At 61.3% G+C, this 22,294-nt stretch carries 19 protein-coding genes, 2 tRNA genes and 2 pseudogenes; 11 read left to right on the top strand and 12 right to left on the bottom strand.

All coding sequences use genetic code 11. The features are described from left to right. The first annotated feature begins 12 nt into the window (after positions 1-12). The 6 genes from VF285_RS00695 to efp all read left to right on the top strand — a co-directional run bounded on the left by VF285_RS00695 (position 13) and on the right by efp (position 7,569). Entirely contained in the window at positions 13-1,464 is a 1,452-nt protein-coding gene (locus VF285_RS00695; RefSeq protein ID WP_346950691.1) for a bifunctional 2-methylcitrate dehydratase/aconitate hydratase, read from the top strand. Next, positions 1,454-1,753 (top strand): GNAT family N-acetyltransferase, encoded by a 300-nt coding sequence (locus VF285_RS00700; RefSeq protein ID WP_346950692.1) that lies wholly within the window; start codon positions 1,454-1,456, stop codon positions 1,751-1,753. The genes VF285_RS00695 and VF285_RS00700 overlap by 11 nt, the downstream gene beginning before the upstream one ends. A 127-nt stretch (positions 1,754-1,880) precedes the next feature. Beyond that, a complete protein-coding gene (gene acnB / locus VF285_RS00705; protein WP_346950693.1) occupies positions 1,881-4,466 on the top strand; it encodes a bifunctional aconitate hydratase 2/2-methylisocitrate dehydratase in 2,586 nt (861 codons plus the stop codon). Positions 4,467-4,626: 160 nt separating this feature from the next. Then, on the top strand, positions 4,627-5,823 hold the full coding sequence (locus VF285_RS00710) for a DUF2863 family protein (protein WP_346950694.1): 1,197 nt from the start codon (positions 4,627-4,629) through the stop codon (positions 5,821-5,823). A 48-nt stretch (positions 5,824-5,871) separates the two neighbouring features. Beyond that, a complete protein-coding gene (gene earP / locus VF285_RS00715; RefSeq protein WP_346950695.1) occupies positions 5,872-6,966 on the top strand; it encodes an elongation factor P maturation arginine rhamnosyltransferase EarP in 1,095 nt (364 codons plus the stop codon). 45 nt (positions 6,967-7,011) lie between these two features. Continuing rightward, positions 7,012-7,569 (top strand): elongation factor P, encoded by a 558-nt coding sequence (efp, locus tag VF285_RS00720; protein ID WP_346950696.1) that lies wholly within the window; start codon positions 7,012-7,014, stop codon positions 7,567-7,569. 113 nt (positions 7,570-7,682) lie between these two features. On the opposite strand, the gene VF285_RS00725 is transcribed toward efp, so the two are convergent. The 3 genes from VF285_RS00725 to VF285_RS00735 form a co-directional block, all read right to left on the bottom strand. Further along, the gene (locus VF285_RS00725) at positions 7,683-8,162 is read right to left on the bottom strand and encodes a DUF1178 family protein (RefSeq protein WP_346950697.1); all 480 of its coding nucleotides are present in this window, start codon (positions 8,160-8,162) and stop codon (positions 7,683-7,685) included. A gap of 2 nt (positions 8,163-8,164) precedes the next feature. Further along, positions 8,165-8,773, bottom strand: a complete 609-nt coding sequence (locus VF285_RS00730) for a thermonuclease family protein (protein ID WP_346950698.1) — start codon at positions 8,771-8,773, stop codon at positions 8,165-8,167. 127 nt (positions 8,774-8,900) lie between these two features. Then, entirely contained in the window at positions 8,901-10,550 is a 1,650-nt protein-coding gene (locus tag VF285_RS00735) for an acyl-CoA dehydrogenase family protein (protein ID WP_346950699.1), read from the bottom strand. A gap of 206 nt (positions 10,551-10,756) precedes the next feature. Between VF285_RS00735 and VF285_RS00740 the strand changes: the two genes are divergently transcribed. From VF285_RS00740 to VF285_RS00755, 4 genes are all read left to right on the top strand, one after another. After that, a complete protein-coding gene (locus tag VF285_RS00740; protein WP_346950700.1) occupies positions 10,757-11,137 on the top strand; it encodes a DUF423 domain-containing protein in 381 nt (126 codons plus the stop codon). 64 nt (positions 11,138-11,201) lie between these two features. Continuing rightward, entirely contained in the window at positions 11,202-12,245 is a 1,044-nt protein-coding gene (locus tag VF285_RS00745) for an adenosine deaminase (RefSeq protein ID WP_346950701.1), read from the top strand. 11 nt (positions 12,246-12,256) lie between these two features. Beyond that, positions 12,257-12,904: a DNA-3-methyladenine glycosylase gene (locus VF285_RS00750; RefSeq protein WP_346950702.1), complete on the top strand. Its 648-nt coding sequence runs from the start codon at positions 12,257-12,259 to the stop codon at positions 12,902-12,904. 108 nt (positions 12,905-13,012) lie between these two features. Beyond that, positions 13,013-13,089 (top strand) — tRNA-Arg (locus VF285_RS00755). Between the two features lie 117 nt (positions 13,090-13,206). Here the strand turns inward: VF285_RS00755 and VF285_RS00760 are convergent. The 9 genes and pseudogenes from VF285_RS00760 to VF285_RS14440 all read right to left on the bottom strand — a co-directional run. Beyond that, positions 13,207-13,824 (bottom strand): 2OG-Fe(II) oxygenase, encoded by a 618-nt coding sequence (locus VF285_RS00760; RefSeq protein WP_346950703.1) that lies wholly within the window; start codon positions 13,822-13,824, stop codon positions 13,207-13,209. Positions 13,825-13,882: 58 nt separating this feature from the next. After that, complete coding sequence (locus tag VF285_RS00765) at positions 13,883-15,583, bottom strand: 5-oxoprolinase/urea amidolyase family protein (RefSeq protein ID WP_346950704.1); 1,701 nt, start codon at positions 15,581-15,583, stop codon at positions 13,883-13,885. A 5-nt stretch (positions 15,584-15,588) separates the two neighbouring features. After that, positions 15,589-16,359 (bottom strand): 5-oxoprolinase subunit PxpA, encoded by a 771-nt coding sequence (locus VF285_RS00770; RefSeq protein ID WP_346950705.1) that lies wholly within the window; start codon positions 16,357-16,359, stop codon positions 15,589-15,591. A gap of 77 nt (positions 16,360-16,436) precedes the next feature. Continuing rightward, on the bottom strand, positions 16,437-17,225 hold the full coding sequence (locus tag VF285_RS00775) for a hypothetical protein (protein WP_346950706.1): 789 nt from the start codon (positions 17,223-17,225) through the stop codon (positions 16,437-16,439). Positions 17,226-17,547: 322 nt separating this feature from the next. Next, positions 17,548-17,632: transfer RNA gene (locus VF285_RS00780), tRNA-Leu, on the bottom strand. A 64-nt stretch (positions 17,633-17,696) separates the two neighbouring features. Next, on the bottom strand, positions 17,697-18,179 hold the full coding sequence (secG, locus tag VF285_RS00785; protein WP_346950707.1) for a preprotein translocase subunit SecG: 483 nt from the start codon (positions 18,177-18,179) through the stop codon (positions 17,697-17,699). Between the two features lie 25 nt (positions 18,180-18,204). Then, entirely contained in the window at positions 18,205-18,960 is a 756-nt protein-coding gene (tpiA, locus tag VF285_RS00790) for a triose-phosphate isomerase (RefSeq protein ID WP_346950708.1), read from the bottom strand. Between the two features lie 52 nt (positions 18,961-19,012). Next, positions 19,013-20,086, bottom strand: a pseudogene (locus VF285_RS00795) (methyl-accepting chemotaxis protein); the annotation flags it as partial. Positions 20,087-20,143: 57 nt separating this feature from the next. Further along, positions 20,144-20,635 (bottom strand): annotated as a pseudogene (locus VF285_RS14440) (MCP four helix bundle domain-containing protein); the annotation flags it as partial. 607 nt (positions 20,636-21,242) lie between these two features. Here VF285_RS14440 and gnd point away from each other — a divergent pair. Further along, entirely contained in the window at positions 21,243-22,259 is a 1,017-nt protein-coding gene (gnd, locus tag VF285_RS00800) for a phosphogluconate dehydrogenase (NAD(+)-dependent, decarboxylating) (RefSeq protein WP_346950710.1), read from the top strand. The last annotated feature ends 35 nt before the right edge of the window (positions 22,260-22,294 follow it).

The following is a 22,294-nucleotide window of genomic DNA, read 5'->3' on the forward strand; positions in this document are numbered from 1 at the left end:
ACAGGAATCTTCATGTCTGCGACTATTTCCAACGTGCGTCCCCAGCCCGACCAGGTGCTGACGGACATCGTCGACTACGTTTTCAACTACAAGATCACCAGCACGCTAGCGCTCGAAACCGCACGTAACTGCCTGATCGACACCTTGGGCTGCGGGCTCGAAGGGCTGGAATATCCGGCCTGCCGCAAGCTCATGGGCCCCATCGTGCCTGGCACTATAGTGCCCAACGGTGCCAAAGTACCCGGCACACAGTTTCAACTTGATCCGGTGCAAGCTGCCTTCAATATTGGCTGCATGATCCGCTGGCTGGACTTCAACGACACCTGGCTGGCCGCCGAATGGGGCCATCCCTCGGACAATCTGGGCGGCATCCTGGCCGTGGCCGACTGGCTGTCACGCAATGCCATCGCGGCCGGCAAGGCCCCGCTGACGATGCGGGCAGTACTCGAAGGCATGGTCAAGGCGCACGAGATCCAAGGCTGCATTGCGCTCGAGAACTCGTTCAACAAAGTGGGCCTGGATCACGTACTGCTGGTCAAGGTCGCATCCACGGCCGTCGTGTCTCAAATGCTCGGGCTCTCACGCGATGAGGCGATCAATGCGGTGTCTCTGGCCTGGGTCGACGGCCAAAGCCTGCGCACCTACCGGCACGCTCCCAACACCGGCAGCCGCAAGTCGTGGGCGGCAGGCGACGCTACCAGCCGCGCGGTACGCCTGGCGCTCATGGCACGTACAGGAGAAATGGGCTACCCGTCAGTCCTCACGGCTCCTGTCTGGGGCTTTTACGACGTGCTCTTCAAGGGCCAGCCGTTCAAGTTCCAACGCCCCTACGGCAGCTACGTGATGGAAAACGTGCTCTTCAAGATTTCGTTCCCGGCGGAGTTCCATTCGCAGACCGCCGTGGAATGCGCCATGCAGATCCACGACCGGCTGAAATCACTGGGCAAGACGGATGCGGACATCAAAAAAATCACGATTCGTACCCACGAGGCGTGCATCCGCATCATCGACAAGAAGGGGCCGTTGAACAACCCCGCCGACCGCGATCACTGCGTGCAATACATGGTGGCCATCCCCATTCTTTTCGGACGGCTGACGGCCGGCGACTACGAAGACACGGTAGCCTCCGATCCACGCATCGATGACTTGCGCGCAAAGATCACCTGCGTGGAAGATCCGGCCTTCACCCATGACTACCACGATCCCGAAAGGCGTTCGATTGCCAACGCGTTGACGGTGGAGTTCAACGATGGGTCAAAGCTGGACGAGATCGTCTGCGAATACCCGATCGGGCACAAGCGGCGGCGCAAGGACGGCATTCCGCTGCTGGAAGCGAAATTCCGCAAGAACCTGGCACGGCAGTTCCCGGCACGGCAGCAACAGCGCATTCTCGATGTCTCGCTGGACCAGGCCGTGCTGGAAGCCATGCCGGTGCACGAGTACGTGGACCTGTATGTCATCTGATCCGGTCAAGGAATCGGGCCGCATCATCATCCACAATGAGGCGGCCCACCGGTTCGAAACGACCCAGGAGGGTCATCTGTGCGTGCTGGATTACGCGCTCGATGGCTCGTTGGCCGACTACTGCCACACGGGGGTGCCTCCCGCTGTAGGGGGGCGTGGGATCGCAGCGGATCTGACACGGGCGGCGCTGGAGACAGCGCGCGCCCGAGGTTGGAAGGTGAAGCCTTCTTGTTCGTACGTGGCGGCGTACGTGCAGAGGCATCCGGAGTATCTGGATTTGATGGGCTAGCACTTCTGAATCCGCAATAGCTACAAAACATTTCAATGTCTTATATCTTATATAAGACTGTTGCTGAAATGAGCTTTGCCCCGTAAAATGGCGCGGTTTGAAACGCACTCTTTCCGGGACCCCCACCATGCTGGATTCTTACCGCACCGAAGCTGCGGCTCGCGAAGCCATCGGCGTCGCGCCACTGCCACTGACCGCCCAACAAACGGCCGACCTCATCGAACTGCTGAAAAGCCCGCCCGCGGACGAAGCGGAATTCCTGCTGGACTTGTTCACGCACCGTGTGCCTGCCGGGGTGGACGACGCAGCCAAGGTCAAGGCGTCTTACCTCGCAGCCGTGGCGCTGGGCAAAGAAAAGTGCCCGCTGATCGATGCCAGGCACGCCACCGAACTGCTGGGCACGATGCTGGGCGGATTCAACATCAGCGCGCTCGTCGAACTGCTGGATCACGCGGACCTCGCAGCCACGGCTGCTGAAGGATTGAAGAAGACACTGCTAGTATTCGACGCATTCCACGACATTGAAGAAAAAGCCAAGGCCGGTAACGCACAGGCACAAGCCGTGCTGCAGAGCTGGGCCGATGGTGAATGGTTCACCAGCCGTCCAGACGTGCCGCAAAGCCTGACGCTGACGGTCTTCAAGGTGACGGGCGAAACCAACACCGACGATCTGTCGCCGGCTCCGGACGCCTGGAGTCGGCCAGACATCCCGCTACACGCACTGGCCATGCTCAAAAACGCGCGCGACGGCATCACGCCCGACGTGCCCGGCAAAGTGGGCCCGATCAAGCTGCTCGACGAACTCAAGGCCAAGGGTCACGTGGTGGCCTACGTCGGCGACGTCGTGGGCACGGGCTCTTCCCGCAAATCGGCAACGAACTCAGTGATCTGGCTCACGGGGGAAGACATCCCCTTCGTGCCCAACAAGCGCTTCGGCGGCGTCTGCCTGGGTGGCAAGATCGCGCCCATCTTCTACAACACGATGGAAGACTCGGGGGCACTGCCCATCGAGTTGGACACCTCGGCCATGAACATGGGCGATGTGATCGAACTGCGCCCCTACGACGGCAAGGCGCTGAAGGACGGTAAGGTCATCGCCGAATTCAAGCTCAAGTCAGACGTGCTACTGGACGAAGTCCGCGCAGGGGGGCGCATTCCGCTCATCATTGGCCGCGGCCTGACAGCCAAGGCACGCGCGTCGCTGGGGCTTGCACCTACCACGCTGTTCCGCTTGCCCGACGCACCAGCGAACTCCGGCAAAGGGTTCTCGCTGGCGCAGAAATTGGTGGGACGGGCCTGCGGTCTTCCCGAGGGCCAAGGCGTGCGCCCAGGAACTTACTGCGAGCCACGCATGACCTCGGTGGGTAGCCAGGACACCACTGGCCCCATGACGCGCGACGAACTCAAGGATCTGGCCTGTGTCGGGTTCTCGGCCGATCTGGTCATGCAATCCTTCTGCCACACCGCCGCCTACCCCAAACCGGTGGACGTGAAGACACACCATGAACTGCCGGCCTTCATGAGCACGCGCGGCGGCGTGGCCTTGCGCCCAGGCGACGGCATCATCCACTCGTGGTTGAACCGCATGCTATTGCCCGACACCGTCGGCACCGGGGGCGACTCCCATACGCGCTTCCCGATCGGCATCAGCTTCCCGGCCGGCTCGGGTCTGGTGGCCTTCGCCGCCGCCACGGGTGTCATGCCCCTGGATATGCCCGAATCCGTGCTGGTGCGTTTCAAGGGCAGCATGCAGCCCGGCGTCACGCTGCGCGATCTGGTCAACGCCATTCCGCTCTACGCGATCAAGAAAGGGCTGTTGACCGTCGAAAAGAAAGGCAAGAAGAATATTTTCTCGGGTCGCATCCTCGAAATCGAGGGCCTGCCCAATCTGAAGATCGAACAGGCCTTCGAACTGACCGACGCCTCAGCGGAACGTTCGGCAGCAGGCTGCACGGTGCGCCTGAACAAAGAGCCCATCATCGAATACCTGAACAGCAACATCACGCTGCTCAAGTGGATGATCGCCAACGGCTACCAGGATGCTCGCACCTTGGCACGGCGCATCAAGAACATGGAAGCCTGGCTGGCCAACCCGCAGCTGGTGGAGCCGGATACCAACGCCGACTATGCCGCCATCATCGACATCGACCTGGCTGAAATCCAGGAGCCCATCGTCGCATGCCCGAACGACCCCGATGACGTCAAGACGCTGTCGGATGTGGCAGACACGAAGATCGACGAAGTGTTCATCGGCAGCTGCATGACCAACATCGGTCACTTCCGGGCAGCTGCAAAGCTGCTCGAAGGCCAGCGCGATCTGCCTTCCAAGCTCTGGGTGGCTCCCCCTACCAAGATGGATGCCAGCGAACTCACCAAAGAAGGGCATTACGGCACCTTCGGAACGGCTGGCGCTCGCATGGAAATGCCAGGATGCTCGCTGTGCATGGGCAATCAGGCCCAGACCCGCGAAGGTGCCACGGTGTTCTCGACCAGCACGCGGAACTTCCCCAACCGCATGGGAAAGAACACCAACGTGTTCCTGGGCTCGGCCGAAATGGCAGCCATCTGCTCACGCCTGGGACGCATCCCGACGCGTGCAGAGTACCTGAAGGACATGGGTGTTCTGGCGGAAGACGGCAGCCGCATCTACCGCTATATGAACTTCGATCAAATTGAGGACTTCACTGAAGTGGCCAATACGGTCGAAGCCTGAGCCTTCAGCTCCACACCACGGCAGAAGGCTTGCCATCAGCCCCGGGGCGTTGCCCCAGGGCTTTTTTCATGACTCGGGCAGGCAGTACACTAATACCGTATAGTGCAAGGTCTTCGGTCAACACCGCAGGCGTTGCGCGCACTGCCCAGCCCTTTCTCTCATGCCCTCCCATCCCCGTCCCCCCGCCCCGTCACGTACTTCGCTGACCTTGATCTCCTTGGCCGAGGCACTTTCGCGCTCCGGCAGTCGCCTCGAGGATCTCTTTTGGGAACAGAAGCTGGGTGAGGCTCTGGACAAGGCCCTGACGACCCGGCGCGGCCGCACCATAGAAGCCGCGCTCGATCATCTTCTGGAACAGCATTCCGCGGCCTACGATGTGCTGGTGGAGCAGGCAGAGACGCATTCAGAATCGACACAGGTGATACACGAAGGGAAACCATGGGATGCGCTTCTCTTTTCTGTCCCATGCCTCGCGTGGACACGCTATCAGCTGCCCGAGGGGCGGCTCAGAGATGCGCAGGTTCAGCAGGTCTCTGCATTACTGCAAGACGTGATTCTGGCCCCTGAGGCGCAGGCATGCCTGCTGCCTGAGCTGATCCGCTTCGACCGCCTGCCACAGTCGTTCCGTGAAACTCGCGGCTGGGTGCAGTCCATGGCGCAGCAGACACTCGGCCAGCGTACCCGCCCCGACATCCACGACGCAGAGTCGCCCGGGGACCTCCTGGCAGATGCGTTTTTCCTGATCGGCGTCATCGTGGTGCCACAGGGCCAGGCGCTATTTCAATGGCAGTCGACTGACACCGACGCCTCACGGCGTGAGGCCATTACTGCGCGCTGGGCGGAAGGTTGTGCCCAGATCCTCGAGACTACGTTCACTGGGTGCAGCATGGAATACCTGCCGCCCGAAGCGTACTACAGCAGCACTCGTCAGGCGGATCAGGCCATCCGGCCGCTGACACTCAAGGCGGCCATCACCTGGCTGCAGACAGCCGCACGACTGCCTGTGGCAGACCTGCGCTGCGCGATCGTGGCGTGTGGTGAACAGAACATCGAAGAGTACCGTGTGGGCTTCTGCACTCGTCAGAGCAACGACGTCATCTACGGCTGTGTCTGGCCAGCCCTGAACCGTGAGGAATCGGTGCCAGACCAGACCCCCGAAGGCCAGGTCGACCCTTGGGACACCATCGCGGCACTGCTGCGCGAGGCGGGCATCCAGGACATCCGCCGGCTGCCTGGCCTGCAGGCTCTGGAATTCTGCGAAGACTGTGGGGCACCGTATTTTCCGAACATGCTGGGAGAAATGCAGCACCCTGAGCTTCCGGAAGAAATCGATCCCGAACCCCTGCAGCTGCACTGAGCCCGCCACCTGGTGGCCGGTTTGGCTGATCCGAATACTGGCCCGACCATGGCACCCACCGCGTTCGACATTTTCTGCCGCGTCGTCGACAACTATGGAGATGCAGGGGTGTGCTGGCGCCTCGCCCGGCAACTCGCAGCCCGAGGACACGTCGTGCGCCTCTGGATCGACGACATGCGTACGCTCGCTCGACTGGTCCCGGCACTGAGTCCGAACGAGGGTATACAGCAAACTGATGCGGTGCGCGTCCTTCCATGGGAGCTGGCGGCAACGACCCAGCCGCCGTCTGCAGGTGTCGTCGTCGAGGCATTTGCGTGCGTGCTTCCCGAAAGCTACCAGGCCGCCATGGCAGGGCAGGATTGTCTGTGGATCAACCTCGAGTACCTCAGTGCAGAAACCTGGGTCGAAGGCTGCCACGGTTTGCCGTCGCTGCAAGCTAATGGGGTTCCAAAATATTTCTTCTTCCCGGGATTCACACAAAAAACCGGTGGGCTGCTGCGTGAACCGGATCTGCTCGCACACCGCCTGCAAGCACAGGCGCAAAGCCGACGCGAACGCCTGGAGAATCTGACAGGGCAACGCTGGGCAGACCTTCCGCACGATGCACGGTGTCTGCTGCTCTTCAGTTATCCGACGGCTCCCTTCGAAGGACTGCAACAGGCGCTCGCCCAAGATTCCCTCCCCAACTGGGTCTTGATACCAGGCCCCACCCCGGAAGCGCTCTACGACACCGGGGCCCTCAAGGTCAGATCCATCCCTTTCGTGCCCCAAGCACGCTTCGACGAGCTGCTCTGGTGTTGCGACCTGAATTTCGTCCGGGGAGAAGACTCTCTGGTCCGTTCGCTCTGGGCCGGTGCCCCTGGCATCTGGCAAATTTATCCGCAAGACGACGGAGCTCACCTTGCCAAGCTGGAAGCCTGGATGGCGTGCATGCGGTGGTCACCCGAGGTATGTGCCGTACAGCGCGCGTGGAACGGAGACGACAATGACGAGATGGCGCGGGCACTGGCGCCCACCTTGCACACCTCGCAGTGGACCTCATGGGAGAAGCAGAGCCAGACTGCGATGAAGGCACTGGCCACACAGGCCGACTTGGTGAGCCAATTACTGGACTTTTGCGTGCACCACCAGCAAAAGAGTTAGAATGCGTGGTTTATTTCTTTCGCACTGCCTCGGAATCTTATCTCTATGAAAATCGCACAGGAACTGCGCGTTGGCAACGTCGTCATGGTCGGCAATGCCCCCCTGGTCGTCCAGAAGGCCGAATACAACAAATCGGGCCGCAACGCCGCCGTCGTCAAGCTGAAATTCAAGAATCTGCTCACGGGCAGTCCCAGCGAAGCAGTCTACAAGGCAGACGAAAAATTTGACCAGGTCACGCTCGAAACCAAGGAATGCAGCTACTCCTATTTCGCTGACCCGATGTACGTCTTCATGGACGAAGAATACAACCAGCACGAAGTCGAAGCCGACAGCATGGGCGACGCACTCAACTATCTTGAAGAAGGGATGACGGTCGAAGTCGTGTTCTACGACGGCCGTGCCATTTCTGTTGAGCTGCCCACCATCATCGTGCGCGAAATCATCTACACCGAGCCCGCCGTCAAGGGCGATACTTCCGGCAAGGTGCTGAAACCCGCCAAGATCAACACGGGGTACGACATTCAGGTGCCGCTGTTCTGCAATATCGGCGACAAGATCGAGATCGACACCCGCACCAACGAATACCGCAGCCGCGTCATGTAAAGCGCGATCGGTTTGCCCAGACGCCTGGGCAAATGCTGCAACGACAAAAAACCGGGCCAGTTCATAGATGGCCCGGTTTTTTTGTTGCCCGCACGTGGCGGTAGTTCAACGGCTCACTGCAGGCGGTCGTCATCCAGAATATCGGGAATCGGCATGATGGCAATCCCCTCCTCGGACAACTCGACACATTCGCGCGCCGAAGCCGTGCCTCGAATCGGCCGCTCTTCGATTTCGCCGCTGTGCATGCGGCGCGCTTCATCGGCGAACTGTGCTCCGACGTCATCCGTCTGACGCACAATGCGCCGAATCTGTCGCAGCACTTCGGCCTGAAGGCGAGCCAGCTGGTCGCCCGAAGGCGCCGCCACCGTCGCCTGGCTCTGTGGCAACGCGTCTTTGCGCGCGACAGACTCTGACTTCAAATGGCTGACGTTCAGGTGGGGAGCCGACACCCGACGTATGATGCGCTGACTGTCGCACACGGGGCAGCGCACCAGCCCTTGTGCAAGCTGCTCATCGTAGGTTTCTGCAGAGGCAAACCAGCCCTCGAAGAGGTGGTCGTGCTCGCAGGCGAGGTCGAATACTTTTAAGGCCATGATCAGCAAATGGGGCTGGAAGCCCCGGATTCAAGAGCCTTCCAGCACTTCCAGCGCCAATCCCAGGGGGGCACAGGATTGGCGTCTTTCCACAGGCCCGCACGCCAGGCACGAGCCTGGCGCTCCAGATCGAGCAAATGAGGATCGCGCAGATATTTCCCGCCGCCTTGCTGATTGGCCCAAGCCATCCCTGTGGCGACCTGAACCTGGTTGGCGGTACGGCCATCCTTCAGCGGCACATCGCACACGTCACGTCCGTAATGATCTCGCTCGTAGCAACGCAAGGTGACGGTATGCCCTGCCACCAATGCGGCCAAGGACTGCCGCGACGCCTGGCCGTAGGGCTGCCCTGGCCGCTTGCGCCCATGCCCGGTCTCGGGGGCGTCGATACTCGCAAGCCGTATTCTATGGGCAGCCTTTCCTTGCACCTGAATCGTCAGGGTATCGCCATCGGCCACACGCACGACGCGCCCCGTCAGGGTATAGAGGCTGGCTGCCGCCACAGAGCCAGCCGAAAGGCCCAAGACACAAGCAAGCAGCCACGGCAAGATCCGGAACTGCCGTCCCAGGCGGTCGCGCACAAAAACCAAGAACGGGGGCGTGGATACCATGAGCCTCGAAAACCTACTCTGCATGAACAGATGCCCGAACCGGCGATCAACCCAGAGGGGCCACTCACAAGCTCGCAAAGCCCCGATTGTAAGCGGTAAACGCTCTCAGTCCTACGGCACGCCTTCGTCAGTCGGGCCAGGCCCGATCCAACAAAGCCGCGCACGCGGGCTCCAGCAGGTGAGTGCCATATACGGACGCGGATTCGGCGTCCAGCCGACTTTGCACAAACGCGTCCGAGACTGCAGACGGCGCATGACGCAAAAGCAGATCGGCCTGCACCAGCAACACCAGATCCCGGGCGATGGCGCGCGCCCGATTTTGCTGCTGCTCTTCGTCCTGCTGCAAATCGGACAGCAACCGCTGTGCCACGCGGCGCAAAGCCGGCACCGCTGCATGCGCACTTGCCAGTCCATCCACCAGCTGGGCCGTCCGCTGTGGGTCCTGGCGTGCGGCCCGCAATACGTCCAGGCACATGACGTTCCCGGACCCCTCCCAGATGGAGTTCACGGGCGCCTCGCGATAGAAGCGCGGCATGGGTCCGTCCTCGATGTAGCCATTCCCGCCCCAGACCTCCATGCATTCGGCAACGGCCGCAATCGCACGCTTGCAGACCCAGAACTTTGCGGCAGGGACCAGAATGCGCCGCAGAGCCTGCTCTGCAGGGCTTTCCGGATGATCAAACGCACTGGCCAGCCGCAACGACAGCGCGGTTGCCGCTTCGCTTTCCAGAACCAGGTCGGCCAGCACCTGCCGCGCAAGCGGCTGATCGATCAACAAGCGGTCAAAGGCGCGGCGGTAGCGCGCATGATGCAGCGCCTGCACCAGCGCACCACGCAAAAGAGCCGTACTGCCCAGAAGGCAATCCAGGCGCGTGTAAGAGGCCATTTCAATGAGAGTGACGATGCCTCGCCCCGGTTCGCCCACTCGCCGCCCCAAGGCTCCGGCAAACTCCACCTCGGCGCTGGCATTGGAACGGTTGCCCAACTTGTCCTTGAGCCGCACGATATGGACCGGATTGCGCTGCCCGTCATCAAGCCAACGGGGCACGTAAAAACAGGAGTGCCCGTCCCGCTCGCGCGCAAGCATGAGGTGCGCATCGGACATCGGAGATGAGAAAAACCACTTGTGGCCCGTGAGCCTGCACCAGTCCGGCTCGCCTGCCACTGGTTCGGCCTGGCTCGAGTTGCTGCGCAGGTCGGACCCTCCCTGTTTTTCGGTCATCCCCATCCCCACCATCATGGAATGCTTCTCTGCAATGGGACGGTCCGCGGCGTCATAATCCAACGACGCCAGCTTTGGCTGCAGGGCCGCAAACCAGGTCTCACGCGCCAGTAGCGGGATGGCGGCACTGGTCATGGTGACGGGACACAAGGACCCGGCCTCAACCTGTCCATGCATCAGAAAATGTGCTGAGCGAGCCACTTGCGCACCAGGCCCGGGCGCCGTCCACGCGGCGCTATGCAGGCCCTGTGCGAAAGCCAGCGACAAGAAACGAGACCACGCAGGATGAAAGTCGACGGCGTCTACCCGATGGCCGACACGATCATAGGCGCGCAAGACCGGGACCTGCCGATTGGCCTCGGCCGCCTGCCGTCGAAGCTCGCAGGTACCCAGCCGACGCCCCCAGAGCTCCAGCGACGACTCGAATGCCCCGGCCCCTTCTCTGCGCACACCCTCGACCAGGGCCCGATCATTCAAAAACAGGTTGCAATCTGGCAAATCCGGCACCTGGTTGTCGACCTGATGCGTTGCCTGGCGATCTTCCACGGACACCATCCGAACCTCCTGGAACGCCGCACCGCCCAGCCCGCCTGTCTTTTAGCATCGCAGCCCCGGCCGACGCAGCCACCTTCCCATCACTCCCTTCAGTCTACGCGTGATCCCCAAGGCGGACCAAGGCCCATGCGAGAACGAGCAGGAGCACCTCTCCCATGCAAGCGCGTAGCTACAATGGCTGAACTCTCTCGTCCTGGAGATTTTCGATGCTTCCCCGCACCCTGATTCTTTGCGGCGCCCTGGCGATGGCGCTGGGCGTTGCCACTGGCGCTTTCGGCGCCCACGGATTGCGTCGAATGGTGTCGGCAGATCTGCTCTCCGTATGGCAGACAGCGGCCCACTACCAGCTGATCCACGGGCTTGGCCTGCTCGCGCTGGCCGCGCTGTGGCCCAGGCTCGCACCTGGGCTGGCACTCTGGTCAAGCTGGACCATGCTCCTGGGCATGATCCTCTTCAGCGGCAGTCTGTATGCGCTGGTCCTGACTGGGCACAGACTGCTGGGTGCCATCACGCCTGTCGGCGGCGCCCTGCTGATTCTGTCGTGGCTGCTCCTGGCAGGCGCAGCCTGGCGTGGCACAGCCGCCTGACTCCCTGCGCCAGACAAATCGCCACTGCCTATAATTCACTCTCGACAAGTTCGCTTTCAGACACATGCCAGAACAGACCCCTCACACCGAACTGCGCCAGTGGTTGCAGACCCTACCCAAAGCCGAGCTCCACCTTCACATCGAAGGAACGCTGGAACCCGAAATGATGTTCAGGCTCGCCCGGCGCAACGGGGTTACATTGCCCTATTCCGACGTGGACGCCGTACGTCAGGCGTATCAGTTCACCGACTTGCAGTCCTTCCTGGATCTGTACTACGCAGGCGCCAGCGTACTGCACACCGAGCAAGACTTCTACGAACTTGCCAGCGCCTACCTGCATCGCGCACACGCCGACGGTATCGTGCACGCGGAGATCATGTTCGATCCCCAAACCCATACGCATCGCGGCATCGCACTGGAAACCGTGTTCACAGGCCTGGCGAGGGCAATGCGTGAAGCCCGCGACACGTTGGGAATCAGCGGCTACCTGCTCCTGAGCTTCTTGCGTCATCTGAGCGAAGACGATGCGCTTGCCACCCTGGAAGCCGCGCTGCCACTTCGCGACGCGTATCGCGACCTGTGGATCGGCGTAGGGCTCGATTCTTCCGAACGCGACAATCCCCCCGAAAAATTCACTCGGACCTATCAGCGCTGCACGGAACTGGGCCTCAAACGCGTGGCTCACGCAGGCGAAGAAGGCCCGGCACAGTATGTCCGCGACGCGCTCGACCTCCTGAACGTCGCGCGCGTGGACCACGGGGTCCACGCCAGTGATGATCCGGCACTGCTCGCCGAACTGATCGAGCGCAAAATCCCTCTGACCGTCTGCCCGCTCTCAAACCAGAAACTCGGGGTGTTCAAGGACCTGCACGAACACAATCTGGCGCGCCTGCTCAGAGCAGGCGCCATGGTCACGATCAATTCAGACGATCCGGCTTATTTCGGCGGCTACCTGCTCGACAACTATGTCGCCAGCGCAGTCGCACTGGACTTGTCTCACGATGAACTTCTCACCCTGGTTGCCAACAGCCTGAACGCAACCTTTCTTCCTGCTGCCGACAAGGCCCAATTGCTGGACCGACTGTCACAGGCGGCAAGCCAGTCCTGAACCTGAGTCCCATGCCTGCTGCTTCACCTCTCGCAAAAATTTCTGTGGCAAGCGACGCCCTCTGCGGAACCTGTCACAAGCTTGATCGTTCCTTCTATGACCGGCCAGTCCTGACCGTCGCCCCTGATCTCCTGGGTCGCCTGTTGATTCACAAAACGGATAGCGGCATACGGATCGGACGCATCGTCGAAGTGGAGGCCTACCTGGGACCCGGCGATCTGGCGGCACACACGTCAAAAGGCCGCACACCCCGCACCCGTGCCATGTTCGGCCCTCCAGGGCACGCGTACGTCTACCTGGTCTACGGCATGCACCACTGCATGAATGTCGTCACCGGCCCCGAAGGCAGCGGTACGGCCGTGCTGCTGCGGGCTTTGGCGCCGGTCCAGGGACTGGATATTGTCAGCAACGGCCCCGGCCGCCTATGCAAGTCCATGGGCATCACAATGGACCACTATGGCATTGACCTGTGCAGTGATGCGCTATGGCTGGCCCGCGACGAAGCGCCAACCATAGTGAACATTGCCACCAGCCCACGCATCGGTGTGGATTATGCGGGCGAAGAATGGGCGAGCAAGCCGCTGCGATTCTACGTAGAGGGACACCCGGCCATCACTCGACGCCCCGCCAAAAAGGCAAGCCACCGCTCTGTGCTATGATGCACGCCTTTCCGGCGACGGGTTTGCGCGAAGTACGGCGTGAGCCCAGCACCAGAAGCGGCGGTTTATGACAGGTTAAAAAAAACATGTTATAGTTTCGCCTCTATTGCGCCAGTAGCTCAGTTGGATAGAGTACTTGGCTACGAACCAAGGGGTCGTGGGTTCGAATCCTGCCTGGCGCACCAGAATTTCCCTGCCGAATACAAGCAGGTCAAAGCCGCCTAGAACTTATCACTCTAGGCGGCTTTCTTTTGCTCGGGCGAATTCCGGGTGACGTCGGGCACGTTACCTGTCATCGAGTTCTACCGCTCGTCCGTGCGCAACCACCCCGCCAGGCTCCAGCGCGTGCGCCGGCACGGCAACACGGCATGCGGGATCATCCCACTGACAAAAACGACAAGCCGGGCACCCATAGGCGCGATGCGCTGCATTTCGACTTCAGGATGATAGGGCTGATACAGACATAGCTCCCCACCGTCCGCCGCCTCCCACTGAGGATTCAGATACAGCACGATAGATACCTTGCGATGATCTGTCCCTCGGTGCTGATCGATGTGCTTTTGATATCCCTTGCCTTCCGCGTAGCGCGCGAAATGAAATTCCTGACTGCGCAGTTCGAGCGGAAACCGCTGGTTGAGCGCGTCACGAAACCGCGCCATCCACGCGAAAAAGGGGTGATCAGCCTGAGAAGAGCCTGACTCTACCCAGTGAATCCAGTCACCTCGAACCTCAGGCTGCTCGTGACCCGCCGTACCCAGGCCTATTTCCCCCGCCTGAAAACACTTCGTAGCCCACAGGTCCTGGCTCTGCGCAAGCAGGCTCGCTTGCCACGCCCGGGGGATGGCAGTGTCGGACGTTGCCCAGCCCTGCTGATTCAGGAGCTGGATCAAGTCATTGAAATCTTCGGAGGAATCGGTCATTGCCATAGGAGTCGAGCTTGTCTGATCAGGGCCGATTTTAGCCTGCTGAAGGCCGTCATCAGACGATCTTGAATCGGAGCTGCATGCCCGGCGAGGCTTGCGCCAACAGATCGAGATCTTCATCGAGCACCACCGCCACGACGGGATAGCCTCCTGTCAGCGGATGATCGGCCAGGAACAGCACAGGCTGCCCACTGGGGGGCACCTGAAGTGCACCGGCCACCATGCCTTCGCTTGGAAGCTCACCGACGTGGGCTCGAACCAGGGGCTGTTCCCCCGACAAGCGCAGCCCCACCCGATTCGACTGAGGAGTGACGATCCAGAGTTGCTCTTCAAGGCGTCTCACAGAAGCCGAATCGAACCAAGCATTTCGTGGTCCGAGCAACACCCTGAGCACGAGCGCACTTCCCGGTGAAGGGGCCGCCCACTCGGGCCTGACCCCTGCCGCCTGCTCCCCCGGCGCCAGGGAGCCGGAAGACAGCTCCGGGCGGCGGGCAGGATGTAGCAGTGCAGTCCCACCGAGTTCGCCCACCGGCAAACGGTCCCCCCGAACCAGCGGAGCGGGCCCAATCGATGCCAAGACGTCAGTAGCCCGACTCCCAAGCACAGGAGGCACGTCCCAGCCACCGAGAACCGCCACGTAGCAGCGCATCCCCGCCCGAGGACGCCCCAGGCGCAAGACCTGCCCGTCGCGCATCTGCAGCTGATTGCCTGCCGCCGCGGGCAAGCGCATCCCGGATGCCGTCGCCACTACCACGCTGACGGGAGCTCCTGTGACGGCCACCACGGCACTCCCGTGACAGACCAGGCTCAAACCACCCCAGGCACATTCCAGCACAGCGGCAGACGCAGAATTGCCGACCAATCGATTCGCCTTGGCTGAAGCGGCCCGATCCAATGCCCCCGACGCCGAGACACCCAGCGCGGCCATCCCGGGCCGCCCCAGATCCTGAACCAGTGTCTGGGCGCCAGGGCTGAGCACCTCGAACCATGCGGCTGGATTCACGGATTCTCGGGAAGTCATCCCTGGCGTGGGCGCAGGCTGAGGGTCCACTGAGGCGACCCCATCGCGCACTGCGGCTCCCGGTGTGACCGGAAGGCTGACATGTGCATGCCGCGCCGCCAAATCTCGAAAACGGACGCAGGACCCAGGCTGCACCAATGCGGGGGGCTGACGAACCAGATCCCACATTTTCAGGGGGGTCACACCCAGCAGGCGCCAGCCTCCTGGGCTCTCTGAGGGATACACCGCGCTGAAGCCGCCCGCGATTGCAACGGAACTTGCGGGAACCCGCGTACGAGGAACTGCCCGCCGGGTTACTCCCTGCAGGAGCGGGTCGCCGCCAGACAGGTAAACAAACCCAGGAGCAAAGCCCGCAAACGCCGCCTGATACGCTGTCCCAACATGTCGCTCTATGAGTTCGCGGCGGCTCACCTGCAACATCTGGGCCACCTCGTCCAGATCCTCACCGATGTAATGAACCGGGATCTCGACGCAGGGCATGGTGGCAACAGGTCGCTGCGCAGAAGAGCGCACCGACATTTCTGCCTGCTGCCCCAGGCTTTGCAGCCACGCCTGGACGCGAGACGCGGGGACAACAGAAGGATCGAACCGAACCAGCACCGTACGGGCCGCAGGCACCACCTCGGACACCCCGTCCAGCGGGTGCAATGCGACCTGGCGAAACAAAGCCAGCACCTCTGTCAGCGAGCCCAGCTCCATCAGCAGGGCCCGATCGCCCGCGGGCAACAGGCGCATGAACATCAGGCCTCTGGAGACCGAGCAAAAGGTTCGAGCGTGATTCCGGCCTTATCGAGACACGTCCGCACAGAGCGCGCAACGGAAACCGCATCAGGGCTGTCCCCATGGACACAGATCGAATCAGCCTGCAGACGAATCCAACGGCCGTCCGTCGCCATGATCTCACCGGTTTGCACCAGTCTGAGCATCCGTTGTGCAATCTGGTCAGGGTCCGTCAGAACGGCACCTGGCTCACGCCTCGATACCAAAGCGCCGTCGGGCAGATAGGCCCGATCGGCAAATGCCTCGGTCACGACGCGTAGCCCGCGTGCCCGGGCCCACGCGACGAGTGGCGAACCCGCCAAAGCCAACAAGGCAAGCCTGGGGTCCAGCGCCACCATCGCGGAAATCACATCTGCCGCCTGCCGTTCGTCGTGCGCAATGGTGTTGTAGAGGGCACCGTGCGGCTTGACGTAGCGGACGCAAGTGCCTGCAACCTTCGCCAGCCCCTGTAAGGCAGCAATTTGATAAATCACGTCGCCGATCAGCTCCCTGCTGGTAGGGTCCATGTTGCGCCGGCCAAAACCGACACGATCCGGATAACTGACATGGGCCCCGACCGCCACACCCCGGGCAGCCGCAGCGCGCAAAGTCTCGAGGATTCCAGCCGGGTCACCTGCATGAAAGCCACATGCGACATTGGCGCTCGTCACAACCGCCAGCATGCTGGTGTCATCTCCCATGCGCCAGGCGCCGAAGCTTTCTCCCAAGTCGCTATTCAGATCCACAGGCACCCCCGCCCTCTGCCACAGGCCACTACCGAGTGACCATCGACCACCATATTACCCAAAGCCCACGCACGGCGGCCCGGTCAGCGCTGTGCCTGGATCGACCGGCGTCCTGTCACCTCGTACTGCTCAAGCGCAACCAACAACACGATGACCGTCAGAAAAAGGGCGCTGGTCCAGGACGTGCCCATGCCGAACCCACCATCGGCCGGGGCTTGGGTGAGCAGGTCACCCAGCGACGCGCCGAGCGGCCGTGTCAGCACGTACGCAATCCAGAACGTCAGCACCGCGTTGGCCCCCATCCGAAAGCCGGCATAGGTGACTGCAATCAGGCCACCAAAAATCACCACGCCCCAGACAAAGCCCATGCTCAGCGCCTCTGTCGCCAGGTCGCCTGCCGCAGTCCCCAACGAGAAAGTGCACAGGATGGCGGCCCAGTAGAAAATCTCGCGACGGCGCGTCACGATGTCGTGAATCGACAAGGTGCGCTCGACGCGATACCAGGCAACGAATATCGCCGCAAGCAACACGGCAAAGATGGGCGTGCTGACATACAGGCTGACGCCAAAGCCATCCGTCAGCAAATCTGTGATCTGCGTCCCTACGATGCTGACGAGCACCACGGTGAGCCAATACGCCCACGGCGTATAGCGCGGCCTGCGCAACTGAATGGTGAGGGCCATGGCAAGCAGTGCCGCCATCAATGTGCGTGTGGCGATCTGACCAAACCCAGCGTCGATGGCCAGGTAATCCGCAACGGTTTCGCCCACGGTCGTGGACAGTATTTTGACCACCCAGAATGCCAGGGTGATGGCTGGCACTTTGACGAACCAGTCCTGCGCATCCAGGTCCATGGAAGGGAATGTCTTCATGATGATGTTCTCCTCTGCCTGAAGTCAGACAGTGCAGGCAGTCTGCAGAAGAAGACTTAGGCTTCACTGAGGTGATCGTCTGGATGGGTACCAGGGTAGGATCGCATCATCCACAACCTGCTGTGCATCATGCTGTTCTCGAAACTGATCCCTTCTTTGCGCCACGGTGCGGGGCTCCTGTGGGGCACGACCGGCACCGCACAGAGCTGCTCGCCTTGACAGCACCCAAAAGACCAGACATGAAAAAGCCCGCAAGAACCTAATGTTCATGCGGGTCTCCGGTACTTTCTGGGCTGTTCTGGAACAGCCTGATTTTTAACTGTGGTGCCGTCGACGAGACTCGAACTCGTACAGCTTTCGCCACTACCCCCTCAAGATAGCGTGTCTACCAATTCCACCACGACGGCTTTGTCTTTTGACAAAGACGGGCATTCTAGCATGAATGCCACGTCTGAGGATGAAGAGCCAGGCCTACTTCTTGGCGGGCACATCCGGAACCGAACTGCCCGCAGGCGCGGGAGCGGCCGGTACCGCAGCACCCGATTTGGCAGGTGCTGCACCAACTGAGGCAGGTGCCGTGGTACTTCCGGAAGTGCTTGGTACGGCAGCCCCAACGTCAGGCACTGCAGACCCCGTGGGCGCTGGCGCCGGTGCCGCAGGCTTGGCCGGTTGCGTAAAGCCGGACATCAGGCCGGATTCGATCGGGGAGCTCGACGGATGGTGAGCAACCCAGGCCAGGCCACCGGTCGTCACAAAGAAGATGATTGCCGCCCACTTGGTTGCACGCGACAGAAAATTGGCGGCGCCTGCAGAGCCAAATACGCTGCCGGCGGACCCGCTGCCAAACGCGGCCCCCATGTCGGCACCTTTACCCTGCTGCAGCAGCACCAGAACAATGATCAGAATCGAAGAAATGATCTGCAGCGTCAGCAGGATCGAATTGAGCGTTTGCATGTGAAAAGGACTCCCGGCTGATTGGCTACGCAGCCGCAATATTCAAAAATTCGTCGGCAACCAGAGAGGCTCCCCCCACCAGTGCACCATCAATATCAGGTTGACTGAAAAGCGCTGCGGCATTGGCTGCCTTGACGCTTCCGCCATATAGAATGCGCGTCTGGCCCGCTTCGCTCCTGGTCAACGCGCTACGGATGAACCCGTGAACGGCCTGCGCTTGCTCGGGAGAAGCGGTGCGACCGGTACCGATGGCCCATACGGGCTCGTAAGCCAGCACCAGCTTGTTGAGCGCCGCTGCCCCCAAGCCCAGAATCGGCTCGAGCTGCTCGGCAATCACCTGTTCGACGCGACCCGCATCGCGATCCGCGAGGGTCTCGCCTACACAGACCACCGGCGCAAGCCCCAGGGCCAATGCCGCGCTTGTCTTCGCGGCCACCAGGCTGCTGGACTCACCGTGCATGGCACGGCGCTCGGAATGCCCGCACAGCACCCACGTACAGGCAAAGTCGCGCAGCATGGAACCAGACACTTCGCCCGTATAGGCTCCTTGTTCGTGGACGCTGACGTCCTGCGCGCCCCAAGAAATCAGGGAGCCCGCCAGCAACTCTTGCAACTGAGGCAAGTACGGAAACGGTGCACATACTGCCAACTGCGCACCCCGCGCACGCGATGCGCCCGCCACCAAAGCCTGCAACAAGGCTGCATTAGCCAGCAGGCTGCCGTTCATCTTCCAGTTGCCCATCACAAGGCGTGTGCGAGATTGGCTCGGGCGTTGAGTCATGCGAAGGAATACGGGTTCAAATAAAATTGAGTAACCCTGAATTGTAGCGTGTTTACCCGGCAGGCGCTCCCAACTGGCGAAGCGCCGCACCACCTTCCAGCATCTGAACGGCCGGCGCCGCAACGGGCAGAGGCTCCGACTGTCGATGCAAGGTAAAGGTGGATACCAGGCGGGCCAGTGTGTCGGCCTGCTCTCGCAGGCGGCCCGTCTCCACAGCAGAAGCCTCTACCAGATTCCCATTTTGCCGAGTGACGTCATCCATCTGCGAAACCGCCGTGTTGATCTCTTCTATACCTGTTGCTTGCTCGCGATTGGCAGCGCTGATCTCGCCCATGATGTCCGTCACACGCCGCACGCCACTCACGATGTCTTTCATGGTGGCACCTGCCTGCACTGCCTGGCCATTCCCCTTGGATGTGGCCTCGACCGAAGACGCAATCAGCGTCTTGATTTCCTTGGCAGCTGTAGCACTGCGCTGCGCCAGTGCACGCACCTCAGCGGCGACGACTGCAAAGCCCCGACCCTGCTCACCTGCGCGCGCGGCTTCGACTGCCGCATTCAGGGCCAGAATATTGGTCTGAAAGGCGATGCTGTCGATCACCCCAATGATGTCTGCTACCTGCTGTGAGCGCGAATCGATTTCTCCCATGGTCTGGACCAGTTCCGAGACGATGATGCCACCCTCGGCTGCCGTTTTTGCAGCTGCGGCCGCCAACGTGTTGGCCTGCTGTGTGTTGTCGGCGTTCTGGCGCACCGTGGCGGTGATCTCTTCCATGGTGGCGGCCGTCTGAGCCAAGGAACTCGCCTGCTGCTCTGTGCGTGCGGACAGGTCCAGATTGCCGGCCGTGATTCCACTGGCGGCCGAGGCAATGGCGTCAGAGCCCGTGCGAACCTCAGTCACTGCAACGCGAAGATTGCGCGCCATGGTTCCCAGTGCAGTCAACAATTGACCGATTTCATCCCGCGTCTGCGCATGGATGTCCACGCTGAGATCGCGACTCGCAACGGCTTCGGCCAACCCGACGGCGTGACGCAGCGGATGGGTGATCGAGCGAGCCACTCGCCAAGAGAAAAATGGCGCCAGCAACAGTGCCAGCAAAGTGGCAATCGCCAACACGAGCAGACCCAATTCGCTGGATCGCGCACTGCTGGCAAACAGCCCCTGCATTGACTCGCTCTGCAGCCGCGACAGTGCATCAATATGCGTCAGAAGATCTGCCGTGGCCTTTGGAAGTTCCTTGTTGAAGAACGTATCAGCCGCACCGTAATCGCCACCATCGAGATTCTTGAATGCCGCGTCGCGATCCTTCAGGAAAGACGCCCGTGCCTGCTCAAGTGAGTGCAAGGACGCCTGTGCCTGAGGACCCACCAACCGGTCCGAGAGGTTGCCCACCAGCTTTGTCATCCGATCATCCAGGACGTGGATGCTGGCCTTGAGTTTGCGCAACGAGTCGGGGTCAGCGGCCAGCGTGGCCTGCGTCTGGCTCGCCCCCATGCTGACTTCGCGAGCCATTTGCTGAATCACTGAATCAGTGAGCAGGCTATGGTTCAAGGCCCGATTGTCCTGCTGTGAACTTAGAATCCTCCAGGCGCCAATCCCCGACAGCACCAGCAAGAGAAGGATGACGAAGCTGAACCCGAGGGTCAGCCGAGTACCGATTTTGAGATGGCGCATGTCTGGCAAAAAGAGAGAATAAAAGTTTCAATTGAAACTTGAAATGACGCCGTAATCTACCTTGAATAGTGTTCTTTCTGTTATGCCGACATGGCATGGCGTGGCGTGGCAGCTGCATCATCCATCCGCCAAGGGATTCAAGCATGAATCCAAATTGGTGCCCGAGGCCGGAATCGAACCGGCACGCCTTTCGGCGAGGGATTTTCTTACCACTTCGACTTTCGCCGCCGCCCTGTTCAACGCCAGGAGTTCGTGGTCTGGAGCACGCCTTCACCATAGCCTTGCGGCTGCAGGTGCCCGCCGTCTGCTCTCTACACCTTCCCAAGCTGTCGCTTGGGCTTGGCTCGGCGTTGGCTCGGACGCAAAAGCATCCAGGGCGTTCACCGACTTTGACGGGCTTCACTTCGGGCGTTTCCCCCCGAAGGCTCAAATTATTCAAGTCCCTTGTGTCTACCGATTTCACCACTCGGGCGTTAGCGCTCAACGCGGCGCCTATTGTAGCGGGTGTCTGAGTGCCAATCGGACCGGCACCTGCCCAAGAGAAAAAGATACGAGCGACAATACGCCATCACGAGGCATTCATACACGCGCAAAGGACGGGCACGCAATGCAGATCGGCATGATAGGGTTGGGCCGCATGGGCAACGGCATGGTGCGCCGGCTCCTCGAACACCACATCGCGTGCACAGTGCAAGACCCCCTGCCAGCCGCAGTGGAAGACTTGGTTGCAGCGGGCGCCACAGGGGCCTCGTCACTGCCCGACCTGGTGGCAAAACTGCCGCAACCGCGCATCGTCTGGCTGATGGTGCCCGCCGGAATCGTGGACAACGTGCTCGCCACGCTGACTCCTCTGCTGAACGCAGGCGACATCATCGTGGACGGCGGGAACTCGAACTACCAAGACGACATCCGGCGTGCCCACCAATTGGCCGAGCGCCAAATCCACTATCTGGACGTGGGCACCAGCGGCGGCGTATTTGGCAAAGACCGGGGATACTGCCTGATGATCGGCGGCCCCGACAGCGCCGTCAGGCACCTGGATCCCGTGTTCGCAGCACTGGCCCCGGGCCATGCAGCTGCCGAACGTACACAGGGTCGTACTGACAAGCCCACCCCAGCCGAACGTGGTTACCTGCATTGCGGCCCTGCAGGGGCCGGCCACTTTGTCAAGATGGTACACAACGGCATCGAATACGGGCTCATGCAAGCGTACGCCGAAGGCTTCAACATCCTGCGCCATGCGAATATCGGCCAGAAGGATCACGCGCTGGACGCTGAAACCACGCCCCTGCACAAACCCGAGCACTACCAGTACGATCTGAACCTGCCGGACATCGCTGAGCTCTGGCGGCGCGGCAGCGTCGTCAGCTCGTGGCTATTGGATCTGACGGCTCACGCGCTCCATCAGAGCCCTCAACTGGAAGATTTCTCGGGCAAGGTGTCGGATTCCGGCGAAGGACGCTGGACGCTGCACGCAGCTATCGATGAAGGGGTTCCTACGCCCGTGATCAGCGCGGCGCTCCAGGAACGCTTCGCGTCCCGTGGCAACGCCGAGTTCGCCAACAAGCTCTTGTCCGCCATGCGCAAAGAATTCGGCGGCCACGCTGAAAAAAAGGACGACTGACCCCAGCCGGATTCGAACTGCGACAGGCTCAGCAG

Source organism: Castellaniella sp., assembly GCF_036379515.1.
Taxonomy (GTDB): Bacteria; Pseudomonadota; Gammaproteobacteria; order Burkholderiales; family Burkholderiaceae_B; genus Castellaniella.